This window comes from Xenorhabdus thuongxuanensis (assembly GCF_001908095.1).
Taxonomy (GTDB): domain Bacteria; phylum Pseudomonadota; class Gammaproteobacteria; order Enterobacterales; family Enterobacteriaceae; genus Xenorhabdus; species Xenorhabdus thuongxuanensis.
In genome coordinates, this window is record NZ_MKGR01000005.1 from 88,263 (window position 1) to 106,375 (window position 18,113).

General features: G+C 41.0%; 15 protein-coding genes. 8 read left to right on the forward strand and 7 right to left on the reverse strand.

Features of this window, described 5'->3' with window-relative positions; translation table 11 throughout:
• Positions 1–305 precede the first annotated feature (305 nt).
• Positions 306–1,691: an SLC13 family permease gene (locus Xentx_RS05075; protein ID WP_074019190.1), complete on the forward strand. Its 1,386-nt coding sequence runs from the start codon at positions 306–308 to the stop codon at positions 1,689–1,691.
• A gap of 68 nt (positions 1,692–1,759) precedes the next feature.
• On the opposite strand, the gene Xentx_RS05080 is transcribed toward Xentx_RS05075, so the two are convergent.
• The 3 genes from Xentx_RS05080 to Xentx_RS05090 all read right to left on the reverse strand — a co-directional run bounded on the left by Xentx_RS05080 (position 1,760) and on the right by Xentx_RS05090 (position 6,372).
• Positions 1,760–3,244, reverse strand: coding sequence for an aldehyde dehydrogenase family protein (locus Xentx_RS05080; protein ID WP_074019191.1), 1,485 nt, complete (start codon positions 3,242–3,244; stop codon positions 1,760–1,762).
• Positions 3,245–3,599: 355 nt separating this feature from the next.
• Positions 3,600–4,901, reverse strand: coding sequence for a dicarboxylate/amino acid:cation symporter (locus Xentx_RS05085; RefSeq protein WP_074019192.1), 1,302 nt, complete (start codon positions 4,899–4,901; stop codon positions 3,600–3,602).
• Positions 4,902–5,235: 334 nt separating this feature from the next.
• Positions 5,236–6,372, reverse strand: a complete 1,137-nt coding sequence (locus Xentx_RS05090; protein WP_074019193.1) for an ABC transporter substrate-binding protein — start codon at positions 6,370–6,372, stop codon at positions 5,236–5,238.
• Positions 6,373–6,923: 551 nt separating this feature from the next.
• On the opposite strand from Xentx_RS05090, the gene Xentx_RS05095 reads away from it, so the two are divergent.
• The gene (locus Xentx_RS05095) at positions 6,924–7,271 is read left to right on the forward strand and encodes a DUF6694 family lipoprotein (RefSeq protein WP_074019194.1); all 348 of its coding nucleotides are present in this window, start codon (positions 6,924–6,926) and stop codon (positions 7,269–7,271) included.
• Between the two features lie 85 nt (positions 7,272–7,356).
• Here the strand turns inward: Xentx_RS05095 and metK are convergent, their stop codons facing one another.
• Positions 7,357–8,511 carry a methionine adenosyltransferase gene (gene metK, locus Xentx_RS05100; protein ID WP_074019195.1) on the reverse strand — a complete coding sequence of 385 codons (1,155 nt, stop codon included), beginning with the start codon at positions 8,509–8,511 and terminating at the stop codon, positions 7,357–7,359.
• A 665-nt stretch (positions 8,512–9,176) separates the two neighbouring features.
• On the opposite strand from metK, the gene speA reads away from it, so the two are divergent.
• The gene (speA, locus tag Xentx_RS05105) at positions 9,177–11,081 is read left to right on the forward strand and encodes a biosynthetic arginine decarboxylase (protein ID WP_074019196.1); all 1,905 of its coding nucleotides are present in this window, start codon (positions 9,177–9,179) and stop codon (positions 11,079–11,081) included.
• 142 nt (positions 11,082–11,223) lie between these two features.
• Positions 11,224–12,150: an agmatinase gene (speB, locus tag Xentx_RS05110; RefSeq protein WP_074019197.1), complete on the forward strand. Its 927-nt coding sequence runs from the start codon at positions 11,224–11,226 to the stop codon at positions 12,148–12,150.
• A 124-nt stretch (positions 12,151–12,274) separates the two neighbouring features.
• Here speB and Xentx_RS05115 read toward each other — a convergent pair whose 3' ends face one another.
• Both Xentx_RS05115 and Xentx_RS05120 read right to left on the reverse strand, forming a co-directional pair.
• Positions 12,275–12,748, reverse strand: coding sequence for a helix-turn-helix domain-containing protein (locus tag Xentx_RS05115; protein ID WP_074019198.1), 474 nt, complete (start codon positions 12,746–12,748; stop codon positions 12,275–12,277).
• Positions 12,749–12,941: 193 nt separating this feature from the next.
• Entirely contained in the window at positions 12,942–13,685 is a 744-nt protein-coding gene (locus tag Xentx_RS05120; protein ID WP_244149821.1) for a 4'-phosphopantetheinyl transferase family protein, read from the reverse strand.
• Positions 13,686–13,843: 158 nt separating this feature from the next.
• Here Xentx_RS05120 and galE point away from each other — a divergent pair, with 158 nt between their 5' ends.
• The 4 genes from galE to Xentx_RS05140 all read left to right on the forward strand — a co-directional run bounded on the left by galE (position 13,844) and on the right by Xentx_RS05140 (position 17,558).
• Positions 13,844–14,863, forward strand: a complete 1,020-nt coding sequence (galE, locus tag Xentx_RS05125; protein ID WP_074019199.1) for a UDP-glucose 4-epimerase GalE — start codon at positions 13,844–13,846, stop codon at positions 14,861–14,863.
• Between the two features lie 64 nt (positions 14,864–14,927).
• Positions 14,928–16,007 (forward strand): UDP-glucose--hexose-1-phosphate uridylyltransferase, encoded by a 1,080-nt coding sequence (locus Xentx_RS05130; RefSeq protein ID WP_074019200.1) that lies wholly within the window; start codon positions 14,928–14,930, stop codon positions 16,005–16,007.
• A 34-nt stretch (positions 16,008–16,041) separates the two neighbouring features.
• Positions 16,042–17,196, forward strand: coding sequence for a galactokinase (galK, locus tag Xentx_RS05135; protein ID WP_074019201.1), 1,155 nt, complete (start codon positions 16,042–16,044; stop codon positions 17,194–17,196).
• Positions 17,193–17,558, forward strand: a complete 366-nt coding sequence (locus Xentx_RS05140; RefSeq protein WP_074019202.1) for an O-methyltransferase — start codon at positions 17,193–17,195, stop codon at positions 17,556–17,558. The genes galK and Xentx_RS05140 overlap by 4 nt, the downstream gene beginning before the upstream one ends.
• A gap of 65 nt (positions 17,559–17,623) precedes the next feature.
• Here Xentx_RS05140 and Xentx_RS05145 read toward each other — a convergent pair whose 3' ends face one another.
• A complete protein-coding gene (locus Xentx_RS05145; RefSeq protein ID WP_074019203.1) occupies positions 17,624–18,091 on the reverse strand; it encodes a membrane-associated Zn-dependent protease 1 in 468 nt (155 codons plus the stop codon).
• Between the last annotated feature and the right edge of the window lie 22 nt (positions 18,092–18,113).

The window sequence follows — 18,113 nt, forward strand, 5'->3', positions numbered from 1 at the left end:
AAAGAGAGTATTCTCTTTCGCTTTTTTATTGAAAGAAAATTTTATTTTTCATATTGATTAATTATCTTATTGTGGGATAAAAGTGTGATATGACAACAGAAATTCAGTTCTTTTTTTGAACAATAATTCAGTGGACAGACAAATCCAGCGTAACAGATCCCAAAATTATAAAACCCGTATTTTATTCCTTGCTGATACTCCTTATTATTTCACATGTAATGTAATTCCTTAACATTTGTGGCAATGATTCATCAATTATTCTTTTTACATTACAAAGTTATGTTTCATTGTTTTATGGAGTCTTCATGGATGCTTCTGAATCTTTAACTCCGGCGATTGGGTCTACACCCTCAAATAAAAGAGGCTTAATTATTCTCGCGCTGGACGTCATTTTGCTTGTGACATTGCTTAAGTTTTTGCCCTATGGGGAAAAAGCAAATGCAGGCTTAGCATTAATGGTATTTGTTGGCGTGTTATGGTTAACGGAAGCCATTCATGTCACCGTTACTGCGCTGTGTATTCCTATTCTGGCGGTTGGCATGGGATTGATGAATACCGGTGATGCACTGAAATCTTTTGCAAACCCAATAATCTTTTTGTTCTTCGGTGGATTTGCACTGGCAACGGCGCTACATATCCAAGGCTTGGATCGATTGATAGCTAACCGCTTGCTGATGATTGCTCGTGGACGTTTATCTGTGGCGGTATTGCTGATATTTGGTATTACTGCCTTGCTTTCTATGTGGATAAGTAACACGGCAACTGCTGCCATGATGTTACCACTAGTTCTTGGTATTCTGGCCAATCTGGATGTACGTACTGAGCGGAATACCTTTGTTTTTGTGCTGCTTGGTGTTGCATATAGCGCCAGTATTGGTGGCCTGGGAACGTTGGTAGGTAGCCCACCAAATGCCATCGCTGCTGCACAATTGGGTATGGATTTCTTTACATGGATGAAATACGGTGTGCCAATGGTCATTATTCTCATGCCAGTCATGGTGGGAGTGATGTACCTCATGTTGCGTCCAAATCTGAATCACAAATTTGATCTGGAATTGGAGTACCTGGAATGGAATGGCAAACGTGTTATTGCCATGGGCATTTTCCTGTTAACCGTAGTGTGCTGGATTTTCAGTTCATTTATTAGTGATGCACTGGGTGGTGTCAAAGATCTGGATACGATTATTGCAGTGAGCGCAGCTATCCTGATTGGTATCACTGGTGTATCAACATGGTCACAGATTCAGAATAACACCGAATGGGGCGTGTTGATGTTGTTCGGTGGTGGCCTGACATTGAGTGCTGTCTTAAAAGATTCCGGTGCCAGTGAAGTTATGGCAAATGGCATGGCGGCGACTTTCGGTACCAGCTCTTGGTTTGTGATCATCGTTGCGATTGCTACCTTTATTATCTTCCTGACAGAATTTACAAGTAATACTGCGAGCGCAGCGCTTCTTGTACCTATTTTTGCTACGGTTGCAGAAGCGCTGGGAATGCCGGTTGTGGTTTTAACCCTGATAATTGGTATAGGGGCATCCTGTGCATTTATGCTACCTGTAGCAACGCCACCTAATGCGATTGTTTATGGCACTGGTTATATCAAACAAATTGAAATGGTCAGGGTAGGCATAGTGCTGAATTTGGTATGTATTGCCATTATTTCTGTGATTGCCTGGTTCTTCTGGCTGTAATTCCTTTTGGCTTTTAATGTTTGAATAAGCCATGCTCAAAATCGCCACCCTTGCAGGTGGCGATTGTGTTAGTCTTCTTTAGTACTGATATAGATGTTTTTCACCTCAGTATAAGCATCTAACATCATCTTGTGGGTTTCACGCCCAAGCCCCGATTTCTTATAGCCACCGAAAGGAGCATGAGCCGGCAATTCGTGATAGGTATTAATCCACATACGGCCTGTTTTTATTGCCTTAGCGATGCGCAGGGCACGGTTAATATCCTGCGTCCATACAGCACCTGCCAGGCCATATTCGGAATCATTAGCCATTTCGATGACTTCTTCTTCGTTGCTGAATGGAATAACGCATAGCACAGGCCCGAAAATTTCTTCCTGTGCCACCCGCATCTTATTGGTGACATTGGTCAGGATTGTCGGCTGGATAAAGAATCCATCATCATATCCTGCTCCGGTTATGCGTTTTCCGCCAGTCAAAATGGTTGCACCTTCCTGTTTTGCCAGGTCGATGTAACCTAAAATAGTGTTCATCTGTTCTTCACTGACCTGGCAGCCCATTTCTGTTTCTGCCAGTATAGGGTCGCCGACTTTGATGGATTCAAACACGGTTTTCAGCGAGTTCAGGAATTCATCATGAATATCTTTATGCAGGAACAAGCGGGCACCGGATTCACAGGCTTGCCCTTGGTTCAGCAAAATTGCATTGGCTGCATATTTGATCGCCTTTTTCATATTGGCATCAGGGAAAACGATGTTAGCCGATTTACCCCCTAATTCCAACGTTGCCGGAATGAGCCTTTTTGCTGCCGCTGCGGCAACGTTGTAACCGACTTCTGTTGAGCCGGTAAAGGCTACTTTGTCAATGCCGTCATGGTCGAGGATAGCTTGGCCTACAACTGAACCACGCCCTGTAACAATATTGACAACGCCGGCTGGTAAAACTTGATTCATGATACGTCCCAGCTCAAGCAGAGTGATTGGGGTCAGGCTGGCAGGATTGATAACAATAGTATTACCGGCAGCAAGGGCGGGAGCGAGTTTCCAGGCAGCCATCAATAGCGGGAAATTCCAGGGAATAATCTGTCCGATTACACCAATTGGTTCTCTGATGACTAAGCTCAGTGTGTCACTATCAATGACATCAGTAGTATCAGAGTGAGCGCGGATAACACCGGCAAAATAGCGGAAATGATCAACAGAAAAAGGAATATCGAAATGACGACATAGAGCCTGAGTTTTACCACCATCCAATGTTTCAAGGACAATAAAGCGTTCAGCTTCGGCTTCCAGTAAGTCGGCAATTTTTAGTAATAAAGATTGTCTCTCAGCCGTAGATGTTTTACTCCATGCTGGCAGAGCTTTTTGAGCAGCTTTGACGGCAAGTTCAACATCTTCGGCATTTCCAGCAGCATATTCTGTCAGCAATTCACCTGTTGCAGGGTTGTAGCTTTGCATTGTATTTTTTGAAACGCTATCAACCCACTCGCCATTAATCAGCATCTTATAAGATTTACAAGGTAAAAATTCTTTTTCGATATTATGTAATTTCTTCATTATATTCTCCGGGTACTTTGGTTTTTGGTATGTTAGGACATATATTCCTAAGTTATTATTAGACTAATTCTTAATTTTTATCAAAATTGAATTGAAATATAAAGGATCTCTATCAATAAATATAAATATTAGTGGTTAACAGAACGATGTGGAAAAATGCTTTGTTGCATATTATTTCTTTTTCTAGTGAGATTTCTGTCCGGAAATTAATAACGGTATGTTATATGTTATTATTTTACATTTAAATTTAATATTTCAGCTAACTTTTTTATTTTTTTGTGTTTTGGATGAGGATATATCCCCCATTTATAGCAGGGGGATATGAAATTTTATTATTTACTGTAGGTGATATAGCTTATTTATTTGATGTTTTTTCTACTGAATTTTGTATATCACCATTTAATATTTGACACATCCTTTCTTTATCTAAAGCATTTTCCCAGCGGGCAACAACAATGCTTGCACAAGCATTGCCAACTAAATTTGTTAATGCACGGCATTCAGACATAAATCTGTCAATGCCCAAAATAAGAGCCATGCCTGCTACGGGGACGCTGGGAACAACAGATAAGGTCGCAGCTAGCGTAATAAAACCTGCCCCTGTCACACCTGCTGCACCTTTTGAGCTTATCATAGCAACTAATAATACAGAAATTTGTTCATATAGACTTAGTTCAATGTTGGTTGCTTGAGCAATAAACAACGTAGCCATCGTCATGTAAATATTAGTACCATCAAGGTTAAATGAATAACCTGTTGGAATAACCAAACCAACAACCGATTTCTCACAACCTAGATTTTCCATTTTCTTCATTAGGCCAGGTAATGCTGCCTCTGAGGATGAGGTTCCTAAAACTAACAATAGCTCATCCTTAATATATTTTATTAATTGAATGATAGAGAACCCATTATATTTAGCAACTGTTCCCAGTATAATAAGAACAAAAAGCAATGATGTAATGTAAAAAGTTACAATTAGCATCATTAAATTCCCGATCGATGAAATACCATATTTACCTATGGTAAAGGCTATTGCTCCAAATGCACCAATTGGTGCTAATTTCATTAAAATTCCTACCATTTTAAAGATAGGTTCTGAGAGGTGTTGTAAAAATTCTAAGACAGGTTTGCCTCTTTTCCCTGTAGCGGCTAAAGCGATACCAAAAATAACTGAAATAAACAGGACTTGGAGAATATTACCATTTACAAGTGGGCTGACAACGGTTTCAGGGATGATATTCATCAGAAAGTCAACAATGGATGATTCATGGGCTTTCTCCACATAACCAATAACCTTGCTGCTGTCTAACGAATCAGGAGAGATATTTAAGCCATCGCCGGGGCGGACAATATTGGCGATAATTAACCCAATAACTAATGCAAGTGTTGAAAATGTTAAAAAATATAACATCGATTTTGTTGCAACATTTCCAACCTTTTTTATATTATTCATTCCAGCTATCCCTGTGACTACCGTCAAAAAGATAACCGGTGCAATAATCATTTTCACAATTTTAATGAATGCATCACCTAATGGTTTTAATGATGTTCCAATATCAGGATAAAAATGACCAAGGGCGATACCCAGCAAAATGGCAAATATGACTTGAACATAGAGTATTTGGTATAAAGGTTTCTTCTTTAGAGCTGTAGACATAGGATTCCTGCTTTTTATACATAATGTTGATATTGGTGATCTATTTTTTTATTAATTAATTTAACGTTTCCTTTTGGTTAGAAAGTAGTAATACCTTCCATAATAATGAGATGGATTCTCATTATTATGGAAGGTATTACTGGGACGATAAGATTAATGTTAAAATTACTCTGAATTTTTGTTGTGGACAAGTAGCAAGATCATAAATCTAATCATTGTTTGTTAAAAAATAAAAAAACATTATATAAGAAACCAGTATAAAACTGTATTTTTTATAATTTTATAGTCAGAAATCCCCCACTCGAAGACGAGTGCGTTTGATTCAAAAGAGGAATTATTTTGCGGTTACCCAGAAAACACCACTACCATCTAATGCGGTAAAGGTTTGGTGAACATAAATATTGTCTGCGTGAGGATCAATATCTTTGAAAAGATCGGGATGTAACCATTTTGCAATGGCTTCTACAGCAATAATATTGAATGGAGTGTCATAGTATTGATGATAAATCGCCATAACATGTTTGTCACGATACGATTTTAAAATCTTTAGCTTGGCGCGCGCGAGCAGCTTTTGAAAACGTTTCTGCGATGTTGCCAGCTCTCCGGTATAACCTAAAGGAACAGATTGACTGTTTGAATGAATTGTATCCCAATCTGCTACTGTCATCAGGTAATAATCGGGATTGGTAGCCAATAATTGTTCTTCATTAATTTTGCCTCCCATACCAGAAAACCATTTGCTTCCCATATTCTCACCACCTGCGGCAGTAACAAACTCTCCGAAGCTATTGGTGGCAAAGGTATTGCAACAATCTTCAGAACCTAACATACCTGCATGACGCTCAATAAAGACGCTGGGAATTTGCTTAGCAGATAATGCCGCAATACGTTTATTAATTATGGACAGGCGATTTTCATAAAACTGAATGAATTTATTGGCATTTTCTTCCTGTTTGAAAACCTTTCCTAATAATTTCATGCTGGGAACCGTATTGGATAGAGGATGTTGGCGGAAGTCGATGAAAATGACAGGAACACCTATTTTTTCCAACAAGTGAATCGTATTGCTACTATCCAATTTGGATTTCAACCCAATATCGAAAATAACCAGATCAGGCTTATACATCATGGCTTTTTCGACATTGAAATCACTGGTATAGGGATTAGGGAAAACCGGAATTTTCCTTAGTTGAGGGAATTTCTTTTCATAGGCTGTCGCGAGGTCAGGCGATTTTTTCTCCAATGCATTATCCCACGCAGCAATACCTTTCAATGGTTCAGAGGGATGCAGAATATTCAGGGCAATAACCATTCGGCTATCTGCTAACATAGCGCGTTTAACAGGTACGTTGATTATTACTTCACGCCCCATAATATCTTTAACGGTCATTTTTTCTGCTTGAGCATATATGGGGAGTAATATGAATAACGCGGACAGAAAACATTTTATGGGATAATGTATATTAAACATTACTTTTCCTCATTATTTGAAGTTATATAAGAGATATCAATGTATAGATATGGCTAAATTACTTATCATTAATTTTCGTTTCATTTATATTTTTAATCTTATGGGTTTCAAATATATTTCTTAACAAAGTGGGCGCAGTAGGGTTTCTGTTATTTTTCCGATGCAAAGTAGATGATAATGGTTATTATTCATGGTAATCAACCCTTTTTACATTTTTACTGAGATAAAAATAGTTACTTATAAATTTTTACTTTAATGACAATCCATTAAGGCAAAACTACCTTCGATCTTTTCAGTTGCTGGTATAACCGTCTGGTGAAGTTATTTTCGTGTTACATGATTTTAACAATTTGGTGGGGATTTTGACAACAAGGGGAAAATGCATTCGATAATACGTTGATTATTAGAAACCACATACACATTAATAACGTGAAGAAATCAATAATCAAGTTATAAACATTTCTTATTTAATAATAAAAATTTTCCTTAAAATGACTTATATGTTCCTATCCTTGCTATTATTACTTTATCAGTAATAGGCGGAGTTGATCATGAAAAAATTGTTAATTATTTGTTTATTGGGATTTGCATTGGCGGGATGTGATAATCAACTCAAAATTGATGGAACAAATGAAATCGCTGTAAAAACATCCATTGAGAAGATCAGAGATACTTTACCAGAAGATAAAAGATTACAATTTGATGACTCATTAAATATTGTCATGAGCAATAATATCGACTTTGATGATCTGTTTAAGGATAACAAGAATGGAAATATCAAACATGCAGATATACAAAAGTTGGAACAGAAATTTTTTCAATCTCTTCATGGGAAAACAGCCGATCAAATCATTGAAGAAGCAGAGAAAATTAAAGCGGCAAACATAAACAAAAAATGAGTATATATTCCATTTCCATAATAAAGGTGCTTTTGATCATAAAAAAACCCGCAGTATTTGCGGGCTTCGTAGACTAGAAAAAAATTTATTTCAATCCTGCCGCAGAACGCAGAATTTCAGCTTTATCTGTGGCTTCCCATGGGAATTGTTCACGACCGAAATGACCGTAAGCCGCGGTATCGCGATAAATAGGTTGTAACAGATTCAGCATTTTAATCAGGCCGTAAGGACGCAGATCAAAAAATTCACGGACTAGTTGAATCAGTGTGGAAGTTGGGACTTTTTCTGTACCGAACGTTTCCACCATGATAGAGGTTGGCTCTGCAACACCGATGGCGTAAGAGACTTGGATTTCACAACGATCAGCCAAGCCTGCCGCAACGATGTTTTTGGCAACGTAACGCGCAGCATAGGCTGCCGAACGGTCAACTTTGGATGGATCTTTACCAGAAAATGCTCCACCACCGTGACGGGCCATACCACCATAGGTATCAACGATGATTTTACGGCCAGTCAGACCACAGTCACCCATTGGTCCACCGATCACAAAGCGACCTGTTGGGTTGATGAAATATTTGGTCATCGGAGTAAGCCATTCGGTAGGCAATACCGGTTTGATGATCTCATCCATCACGGCTTCATGCAGTGCTTTTTGATCGATATCTTCGCTGTGCTGGGTTGAAAGGACAACAGTATCAATACCAACAATATTGCCGTTCTCATACTGGAAAGTGACCTGACTTTTTGCATCAGGGCGCAACCACGGCAGGGTGCCATTTTTACGAACTTCAGCCTGACGCTCAACCAAACGGTGTGCATAAGTGATTGGTGCTGGCATGAGAACATCAGTTTCGTTGGTCGCATAACCAAACATCAGACCCTGATCTCCTGCGCCTTGCTCCAGAGGATCTGAACGGTCAACACCTTGGTTAATATCAGGGGATTGTTTACCAATGGCACTGATAACTGCACATGAGTTGGCATCAAACCCCATATCTGAGCTGGTATAGCCGATTTCACGTACTGTACTGCGAGTAATTTCTTCTATATCAACCCAAGCGCTGGTAGTGATTTCACCACCAACCATGACCATGCCTGTTTTAACGTAAGTTTCGCAGGCTACGCGAGCTTTAGGATCCTGTTTTAAAATTGCATCAAGGACGGCATCGGAAATCTGATCAGCAATTTTGTCTGGATGCCCTTCTGAAACAGATTCAGAAGTAAAAAGATGTGTAGTCATTATATTTTATTACCTTAAATATAATCTTGGTTTAAGGGCGGATGGGATGTATTACCGTCTAGACGGCTATTCTAAGTTACTCTTGCTAAGGTTACCAGTTTTTTTAATTCTAATTACGCTTTCAGTGTGTGACATTTTAGTTTCCATATCTAAAAAGTATGGAGGTTGTTCAGCCCCCGTTTAGATAAATTTCGTTTTGCAATTTTGCTAGATTACAGGTATAAACTGCGCGCGTAACACAAGTCATTTTTGCACTTGGAGCTACAGGCGTTTGCAGGAGATGTACGCATTCCTGCTTCTCAACTGAGAAACGGCTTGCGGTAGGTAAGCCATGTGGGGGTGAATGGGGTTATGAACCATTATCTGCTGGGTGTTAACGGCCAACAGCCACATTATGCCATTGATGTATCCATATATTGTCCCTTCCTTTTAAATATGCAGTTATTTCGATGTTACCCGCAGCTAAGCCGCAGATAAATTGGGTTGGCATCATTATATAGTCACGCAGTAAATATGTTGTTTAGTACTCTCTAAACGTCCCTATAATCTAAGAGCATGCTGTTCCCTGACATTTTTTAATGCGCAAGATACGCACGATAAAATAGTGTCTTGGGTTATTGACTTTACAGGTGAAGGCAAACCTCGACTCCATGAAGGAGACTGCCATGAATGATAATATCGCTCGCAAAATGCGACAGACCTATAACATCGCATACTGGGGCGGCGGCTATTACTATGTCAATGATCTGGGTAATGTCAGTGTTTGTCCAAACCCTGAATTACCGGGAGCTCAAATTGAACTCGCCGCTCTGGTGAAGAAAGTTCAGGAAGAAAAAGAACAATTGCGTTTGCCGGCATTGTTTTGTTTTCCCCAAATTTTGCAACATCGCTTGCGTTCGATTAATGCTGCATTTAAACGTGCACGTGAATCTTATGGGTATAAAGGAGATTACTTCCTTGTTTACCCGATTAAGGTCAATCAGCATCGCCGCGTCATTGAGACATTGGCAAATGCTGATGAACCGATTGGATTGGAGGCAGGTTCCAAAGCGGAATTAATGGCAGTGCTGGCCCATGCAGGCATGACGGGTACTGTGATTGTTTGTAATGGCTATAAAGATCGCGAATACGTCCGTCTGGCATTGATCGGTGAAAAGCTGGGACACAAGGTGTATCTGGTTATCGAGAAGATGTCTGAAATTGAGATGGTACTGGAAGAAGCTAAGCGATTGAATGTTATCCCACGTTTGGGGGTTCGAGCTCGTTTGGCATCCCAAGGTTCTGGTAAATGGCAGGCCAGTGGCGGTGAAAAATCTAAGTTTGGATTGGCTGCCGCGCAGGTATTGCAATTGGTTGAAAGGTTGCGTTCAGCAGGGCGGTTGGATAGTTTGCAATTGCTGCATTTCCACTTGGGTTCCCAATTGGCGAATATCCGTGATGTGGCGACGGGGGTGCGTGAATCTGCCCGTTTTTATGTCGAGTTGTCCAAACTGGGTGTCAAGATCCAGTGCTTTGATGTTGGTGGGGGTTTAGGTGTCGATTATGAAGGGACACGCTCTCAGTCAGAATGCTCAGTTAACTACGGTTTAAATGAATACGCGAATAATGTTATTTGGGGCATTGGTGATGCGTGTGAAGAACACGGTTTGCCTCATCCTACAGTGATTACGGAATCTGGCCGTGCATTGACCGCCCATCATACCGTTTTGGTCTCCAATGTGATTGGAGTAGAGCGCAATGAATTTACTCAAACAACGCCACCAACAGAAGGGGCAACGCGTCCACTGACTAGTTTGTGGGAAACCTGGCAGGAGATGCAATCTGACAGTAGCCGTCGTTCCCTGCGTGAATGGTTGCATGACAGCCAGTTTGATCTGCATGACGTCCATACCCAATATGCTCATGGTATGTTGGATCTGTCAGAACGAGCATGGGCGGAAGAACTGTATTTAAATATTTGTCGCCATATTCAGCAAGATCTTGACCCAAGCAACCGTGCCCATCGTCCGATTATTGATGAATTACAGGAACGTATGGCCGATAAATTCTATGTGAATTTCTCGCTGTTCCAGTCAATGCCAGATGCGTGGGGGATTGATCAACTTTTCCCTGTTTTGCCGATTGAAGGTCTGGATAAGCCGCTGGATCGTCGTGCCGTTTTGTTGGATATCACCTGCGATTCTGACGGTACGATTGATCATTATGTTGATGGTGATGGTGTGGCAACAACGATGCCAATGCCAGCTTATAATCCAGAAAACCCACCATTGATTGGTTTCTTTATGGTCGGAGCCTATCAGGAAATTTTGGGTAATATGCATAACTTGTTTGGTGATACGGCTGCCATTGATGTTTATGTCTCAGAAAATGGTGTAGTGACTTATAAACAGAGCGAGGAGGGTGATTCGGTCGCCAATATGCTTCAATATGTCAAACTGGAGCCGCAGGTATTATTGACCCGTTTCCGTGATCAAGTGAAAGCGACCGATCTGGATGAAAATTTGCAGGAACAATTCTTGCAAGAGTTTGAAAGTGGTCTGTATGGCTACACCTATTTGGAAGATGAGTAATCCTGATTAGTCATTGAACTGCATTAATAGTCATTCTTGGTCATGTGTTTTATATAATAGTGTAAATAAGCCTCTGTGTTACTTGTTACTGCCAATATTGGAGACGGGTAATGAGCCAGCATAGGACTTTTGAGGATATATCATGAGTGTTAGCTCCTTAGGAAACCAAATTGATAACTCTTTGGTTTCAAATGCCTTCGGATTCCTGCGTTTTCCATTGAATTTTCAACCCTATTCCAGTGATGCGGAATGGGTAATTACCGGTGTTCCTTTTGATATGGCAACATCGGGACGTGCGGGTAGTCGTCATGGGCCAGCCGCTATCCGTCAGGTATCGACTAATCTGGCGTGGGAAAGCTGCCGTTGGCCGTGGAACTTTAGCTTACGTAAGCACTTGAATGTGGTGGATTGCGGGGATCTGGTCTTTAATTTCGGTGATGCCCAGGATATGAGTGATAAGTTGCAGGCACATGCTGAAAAGGTGCTGGCATCGGGTAAGCGTATGCTGTCTTTTGGTGGTGATCACTTTGTTACTTTGCCACTGTTACGTGCCCATGCAAAACACTTTGGTAAAATGGCGCTGATCCACTTTGATGCCCATACAGATACTTATCCAAATGGCAGTAAATTTGATCATGGTACGATGTTTTACCATGCGCCAAATGAAGGGCTGATAGATCCTCACCATTCAGTACAAATAGGTATTCGCACTGAACACGATACAAATAATGATTTTACTGTATTAGATGCTGGTCAGGTTAATGATCGCGGTGTTGATGATATTGTTGAACAGATTAAAACTGTAGTTGGTGACTTGCCGATTTATCTGACGTTCGATATTGATTGCCTTGATCCGGCATTTGCACCAGGTACAGGAACGCCGGTGATTGGTGGATTGACGTCAGATCGCGCCTTGAAAATAGTGCGCGCCTTACAACCGTTGAATATCGTTGGAATGGATGTGGTGGAAGTGGCACCGGCTTATGACCAATCTGAAATTACGGCATTGGCGGCCGCAACAATTGGACTAGAGTTGCTGTATTTGCAGGCATCAAAGAAAGATCTTTAATGCATTAATCTTGTAAGTTGTTTTTAAAGGCTCATCAAGGTGAGCCTTGACTCTTAAAGTTAATTTGAGTGTGTCTATAGAAAAACCACCGCTTTATTCAGGATGGTTTCAGTGTAGTTTTTTATTAGTCTGAACCCATAAAGGTTTCAACAGGAACGTTAAAGAATTTGGCAAAGCCTTTTACTTGCCGAATGTTCATAGAACGTTTTCCATGCAGTATCTCTGATATAACACTTTGGTTTGCAATGCCACGAAGATCAAGCTGCCTTATGCTTCTTTCTTTCATCAAGTAACTCAGTGCTTCACGTGGAGTAACATTGGGGACTTGGCGATTTTTAGCTTCGTACTCATAGACACGATCGGTAATAAAATCAGCGAACTTTGCTGCGGCATGTTCGGTATCTTCAGCATATGAGTATAACTCATCAATCAGTGCCATGCGGGCATTCAGATCTTCATCGTTTTCTACAGGTTCAATACACACTGAGAACAAAAGCGTCAGCGGGCTGATTTGCTCAGATATTGACTGCATCATTTGGGGTAAAATTTCGATGAGTCCATCAATCCTTTTATAAGTAACGAGTGATGTTTTTCTCATGCTTCACCTTTTTGATCGTTTTGATTTAGTCTGCTTACGCCACCATTTATCATATTCGGTATGGGTGCAAACATCTTTTCAATGATGATTTTTGCTGTGATAACTCGCATATCACTTCCTTATGATATCGCAATTTGCGATATTTACAATGTTTGAAAAAATTTAGGGTGCCCTTTTTTTCAAACAAAGCATATCACTGCACAATGTACGTCAATACTTGCTGCTGCGGCATTAAGGCAAAATTTCCGTGGAATTGCGAACCAGCTCGATACTCATCAGATAATGTTTGCAGTAGTTTTATGCTTATAGCGTAATCTCTGCAATCAATTGACGTAATTTCAGCCGCATGGAAATCAAAGAAGCGTTTTACGTGGGGATAAAGTGCCTTAAACAAACTTTCCTTGATAGAGAACGCAAGAGTGAATAACTGTGCAAAAGGTAATGTACATCCTGTCAGTAATTTCACTTCATTGTCATTGATGATGCTAGATGAAACACTTTTGATGGTATCTGGTTTAATCTCTTGTTCGATATCTATGCCTATCATTCGGTATTTATTGCCAGAACCCGCAAAAGCAATGGCACAGTTGGCCGAATGAGAAATCGAACCACAAATATTGTCAGGCCAGATTGGGGAGCGATCTTGGGCATTGGTTACCTGAAAATCAGGGTAACCCAAACGATTTAAAACTTGTTGAGTGCAATAACGGGCAGCCAGATATTCCGCACGTCGTTTATTAACTGCATTTTGTAATTGGCTTGGGTAAGTAATGCCGCATTCGTTAAATAGTGCATCCCGATAGTAAGACGGATCAAAATAAGTTTTTATGACTTGAAGATCAGGATGTTCTGACAACGTACCTGTTTGTATATCTGTAAAAAAAGGATCATTTATGGTAGCGGTTTGAGCAGAGGTAAGGATAGAAGTAAAAGTCATTTTTTTCATCATAGTTTTTTATTATTGGCTGCGATTATTAGATAGCGGATCAATTAAAAATGTTTATGGCCTGATTTTGCCATATCTTAATTTTAGTTCACTAACGTGATAACTCTTTTTATACTCGTCATTATTATCATTTTTGAAAAGAGGTTATTGTGGAAATATTAGTGACAGGTGGGATGGGATATATCGGTAGCCATACTTGTGTTCAAATGATTGAAGCTGGAATGGTGCCGATCATCATCGATAACCTGTGCAATGCCAATCGTGAAGTTCTGGTTCGTATTGAGGCATTGACTGGCGTACAGCCACTGTTTTATGAAGGGGATATTCGTGATGAATCATTCCTTGATGCTATTTTCTTTCGTCATCAAATTCAGGCAGTCATTCATTTTGCAGGCTTGAAAGCGGTTGGGGAGTCAGTCGCCAAACCTATCGAATATTATGACAATAATGTCAATGGAACGCTGGTGCTGGTGCGTAGTATGCGTAAAGCAGGTGTAAAAAGCATTATCTTTAGCTCATCTGCGACGGTATATGGTGATCCGGATGTTGTGCCTATTACTGAGCAATCTGCGGTAGGTAATACAACTAACCCTTATGGCACCAGTAAGTATATGGTTGAACGCTGCCTGTCTGATCTCCATCATGCAGAAAATGATTGGTCTGTGGTGCTGTTGCGCTACTTCAATCCAGTTGGTGCTCATCCTTCTGGCACAATGGGAGAAGATCCTCAGGGAATTCCCAACAACTTGATGCCTTATATTGCCCAGGTTGCGGTAGGCCGTCGGGAAAAACTATCTGTGTATGGAAATGATTATCCAACAGCCGACGGTACTGGAGTGCGCGATTATATCCATGTTATGGATTTGTCTGACGGACATATTGCTGCTCTAAATGCTGTTGGTAAGAAAGCGGGACTGCATATCTACAATTTGGGTACCGGAAGAGGTACCAGCGTGCTGGAAATGGTGGAAGCTTTTAGCCATGCTTGCGGCAAACCAGTTCCTTATGAAATTTGCCCACGTCGGTCGGGAGATATTGCAGAATGTTGGTCAAGCCCGGCGAAAGCCGAGCGAGAATTAGGCTGGGAAGCGAACCGCACTATCGTGGAAATGACTGCTGATGTCTGGCGTTGGCAGTCTCAAAACCCCAATGGCTACAAAGAGAAGTAAGAAACAGCAAAAAATGTTTGGTTTTCCGTAAGGTTTGTATGGTGAAAGCAAGGGGATATCCAATATGTCAAAGATGCGATTCAATTCTGTTGATTGTCCACATAGGCGATATAATCCTTTAACGGGTAAATGGATTATTGTTTCATCACACCGAACTGAACGACCGTGGAGTGGAATTGATGAAAAACCACTTCATGTTGCCTTGCCAAATTACGATGAACACTGTTTTTTATGCCCGAATAATACCCGTGCGTCAGGTAATATCAATCCAGATTATCAGGACGTTTATATATTCCAGAATGATTATTCTGCCTTGCTACCGGAACACTTTGATATTAATCCTACCAATAACCCATTATTTAAAATTGAGCCAGTGAGTGGCGTTTGTCGGGTTCTCTGTTTTTCTCCTGATCACAGCAAAACATTGCCGGAACTGTCGTTGAGTCAAATCCGTCGTGTTATTGATACATGGAATGCGCAGATTGACGAATTGAGCCAGCGTTATATTTGGATTCAGATTTTTGAGAATAAAGGAGAAATGATGGGGTGTTCTCAGCCCCATCCTCATGAGCAGATTTGGGCCAGTGATTTCCTTCCAGATGAGCTAGCACGTAAAGATGCACTATTGCAGCAATATTATTGTCAGCAAGGAACTAACTTATTGGTAGATTATATTGAAGCAGAGCGCAAAGATGGTGCTCGTACGGTAGTGGAAACTGAATATTGGCTTGCGGTTGTACCTTATTGGGCTGTATGGCCGTTTGAAACGATGCTATTGCCGAAAAATCATATCCGTCGCATGAATGAACTGACGGAAGCACAACGTGATGATCTGGCAGTAGCGATTAAAAAATTGACCAGTCGTTATGATAATCTGTTTCAATGTGCTTTTCCCTATTCAATGGGCTGGCATTTTGCTCCTTTCTTCGAGCATCAATGCGATGCCAGCCCCACATCATACAAACACAATATTGATCATTGGCAATTACATGCACTGTTTTACCCGCCGTTATTACGTTCACCCAGCATCCGTAAGTTTATGGTGGGTTATGAGATGTTGGCGGAAGCTCAGCGTGATTTAACGCCAGAACAGGCCGCCCAGCGGTTACGGGATGTCAGCGACATTCATTTTAAGGTACGCTGATTTTCGCGAAGAAACGTTTCTGGAGGAAAAAGAGATGAAAACTTTAATCCAAAACGTCACTAAATCTTTTGAGGCATGCTTTAATTATTCTCCAACGCATTTTTTTCAGGCGCCAGGGCGGGTGAATCTTATTGGTGAGCATACGGATTACAACCGTGGTTTTGTCTTGCCTTGTGCGATTAATTTCCAGACAGTAGTTGCCGCCGCTAAGCGTGGGGATATGCGTGTCAGGGTGATAGCTGTTGATTATCATAATCAGTGTGATGAATTTGATCTCTGCCAACCAATTCTCTTTCAGCCAGAAAAAATGTGGACGAATTACATCCGTGGTGTGGTGAACTCTTTGGTGGAGAGTGGTTATGCATTTGGTGGTATGGATCTTGCTATTAGTGGCAATATTCCACAAGGTGCGGGTTTGAGTTCATCTGCGTCATTGGAAGTCGTGGTTGGGCAAACCATTAAGTCGATTTATCAACTCGATATTAGTCCCAAAATGATTGCATTGGGCGGGCAGCAAGCAGAAAACCAATTTGTTGGTTGTAATTCTGGCATCATGGATCAGTTAATTTCTGCTTGCGGGGAAGAGGATCATGCCTTGCTGATCGATTGCCTCACGTTGGCAACACAATCGGTACGTATGCCTGATAAAGTAGTTGTGATGGTAATCAATTCTAATAAACAGCGTGGGTTGGTGGATAGCGAATACAACCTACGCAGGCAGCAATGTGAAGAGGCCGCCTGTTTGCTGGGAGTGAAAACATTGCGTGATATCACTCTTGAGGATTTCAATGCTAAACAAGCGTTACTCGATACGTTGCTTGTCAAACGGGCTCGCCATGTGATCAGTGAAAATTTGCGTACTAAATTGGCGGCTGATGCTTTGAGTATTGGTGATTTATTTCTCCTTGGTCAGCTTATGGCTGCATCTCATATTTCCATGCGTGATGATTTTGAAATTATTGTCCGTGAAATAGATGTGCTGGTGGCGATTGTTAAAGATGTAATTGGCGATCACGGCGGTGTTCGTATGACAGGGGGTGGTTTTGGTGGTTGTGTGGTGGCGTTGGTTCTTCCTGATTTGGTGAAAAGTGTCGAAAAGGCGATTGAGCAACAATACAAATCTAAAACAGGTTTAAAAGCGGATATCTATCTTTGTCAGGCCACAAAAGGTGCAAGCCAACTGGAATGAGCAAAAGATGGCGCGTCAAAATCATTGTGGGAGAGGCCAGTGAAACCTTGCAAACGCTAAGTTCTGAAGCTCCCTTTGATTTGGTTTTTATTGATGCCGACAAACAAAACAGTCCATTGTATCTGGATTGGGCTGTCAAGTTGGGACGTCAGGGAACTATTATCATTATGGATAATATGATCCGTGAAGGCGCAATTGTACATGAGCAGCGGAGTGAGACTGTTGAAGGTGTGCGCCAAGCACTGGATAAAATGTCCAACTACCCTGAACTGACTGTAACGGCTTTACAGACTGTAGGGGAAAAAGGTTGGGATGGGTTTGCATTATTGCGGATTAATACGGATAGAAAAATTACACAATAATTTTTTGTTATAAGAAATAATGGGTTATAAAAAGGATGGTTTATCAAAAATAAACCATCCTAATATTACAACCTTTGGGTTGCAGGTTGATTGGCAGATGTTGGTGTTCGGGCTGCTTGACATGCTTTGCGCTCACTGGGTTCGCGTTCTTGAATGATTTTTGCTGTTTCATCTATGGCGGGAAGAGAAAAGCCCATATCGTCATAGGCACCAAAACCAATTAAACGATAACTGCTTAGCGGGGTATTTATTGGGATGCGAAATTCTTTCTTTTCCCCCGATGCTAATGGTTCAAATGAGTACACTGTCAGTGTACCTGGCTCACATTTAGCATTAAGAGGTAAAACAGCCAGATAGCCTCCCGCCACAGGTTGGTTTCCTTTGTTTTGCAGTGTGCCGCCTACAAAGAATTTACCATTGGCTCCCAATCCCATGTGGAATAACAAATGCGCTTCCCCTTTTGCCCATAATGCAGGGGAAAACAGGCTGCTTGCCATTAATATTGCACTGTATGTGTAACCACGCCATTTCATCTTTATACTCCTGTTTGTCGAT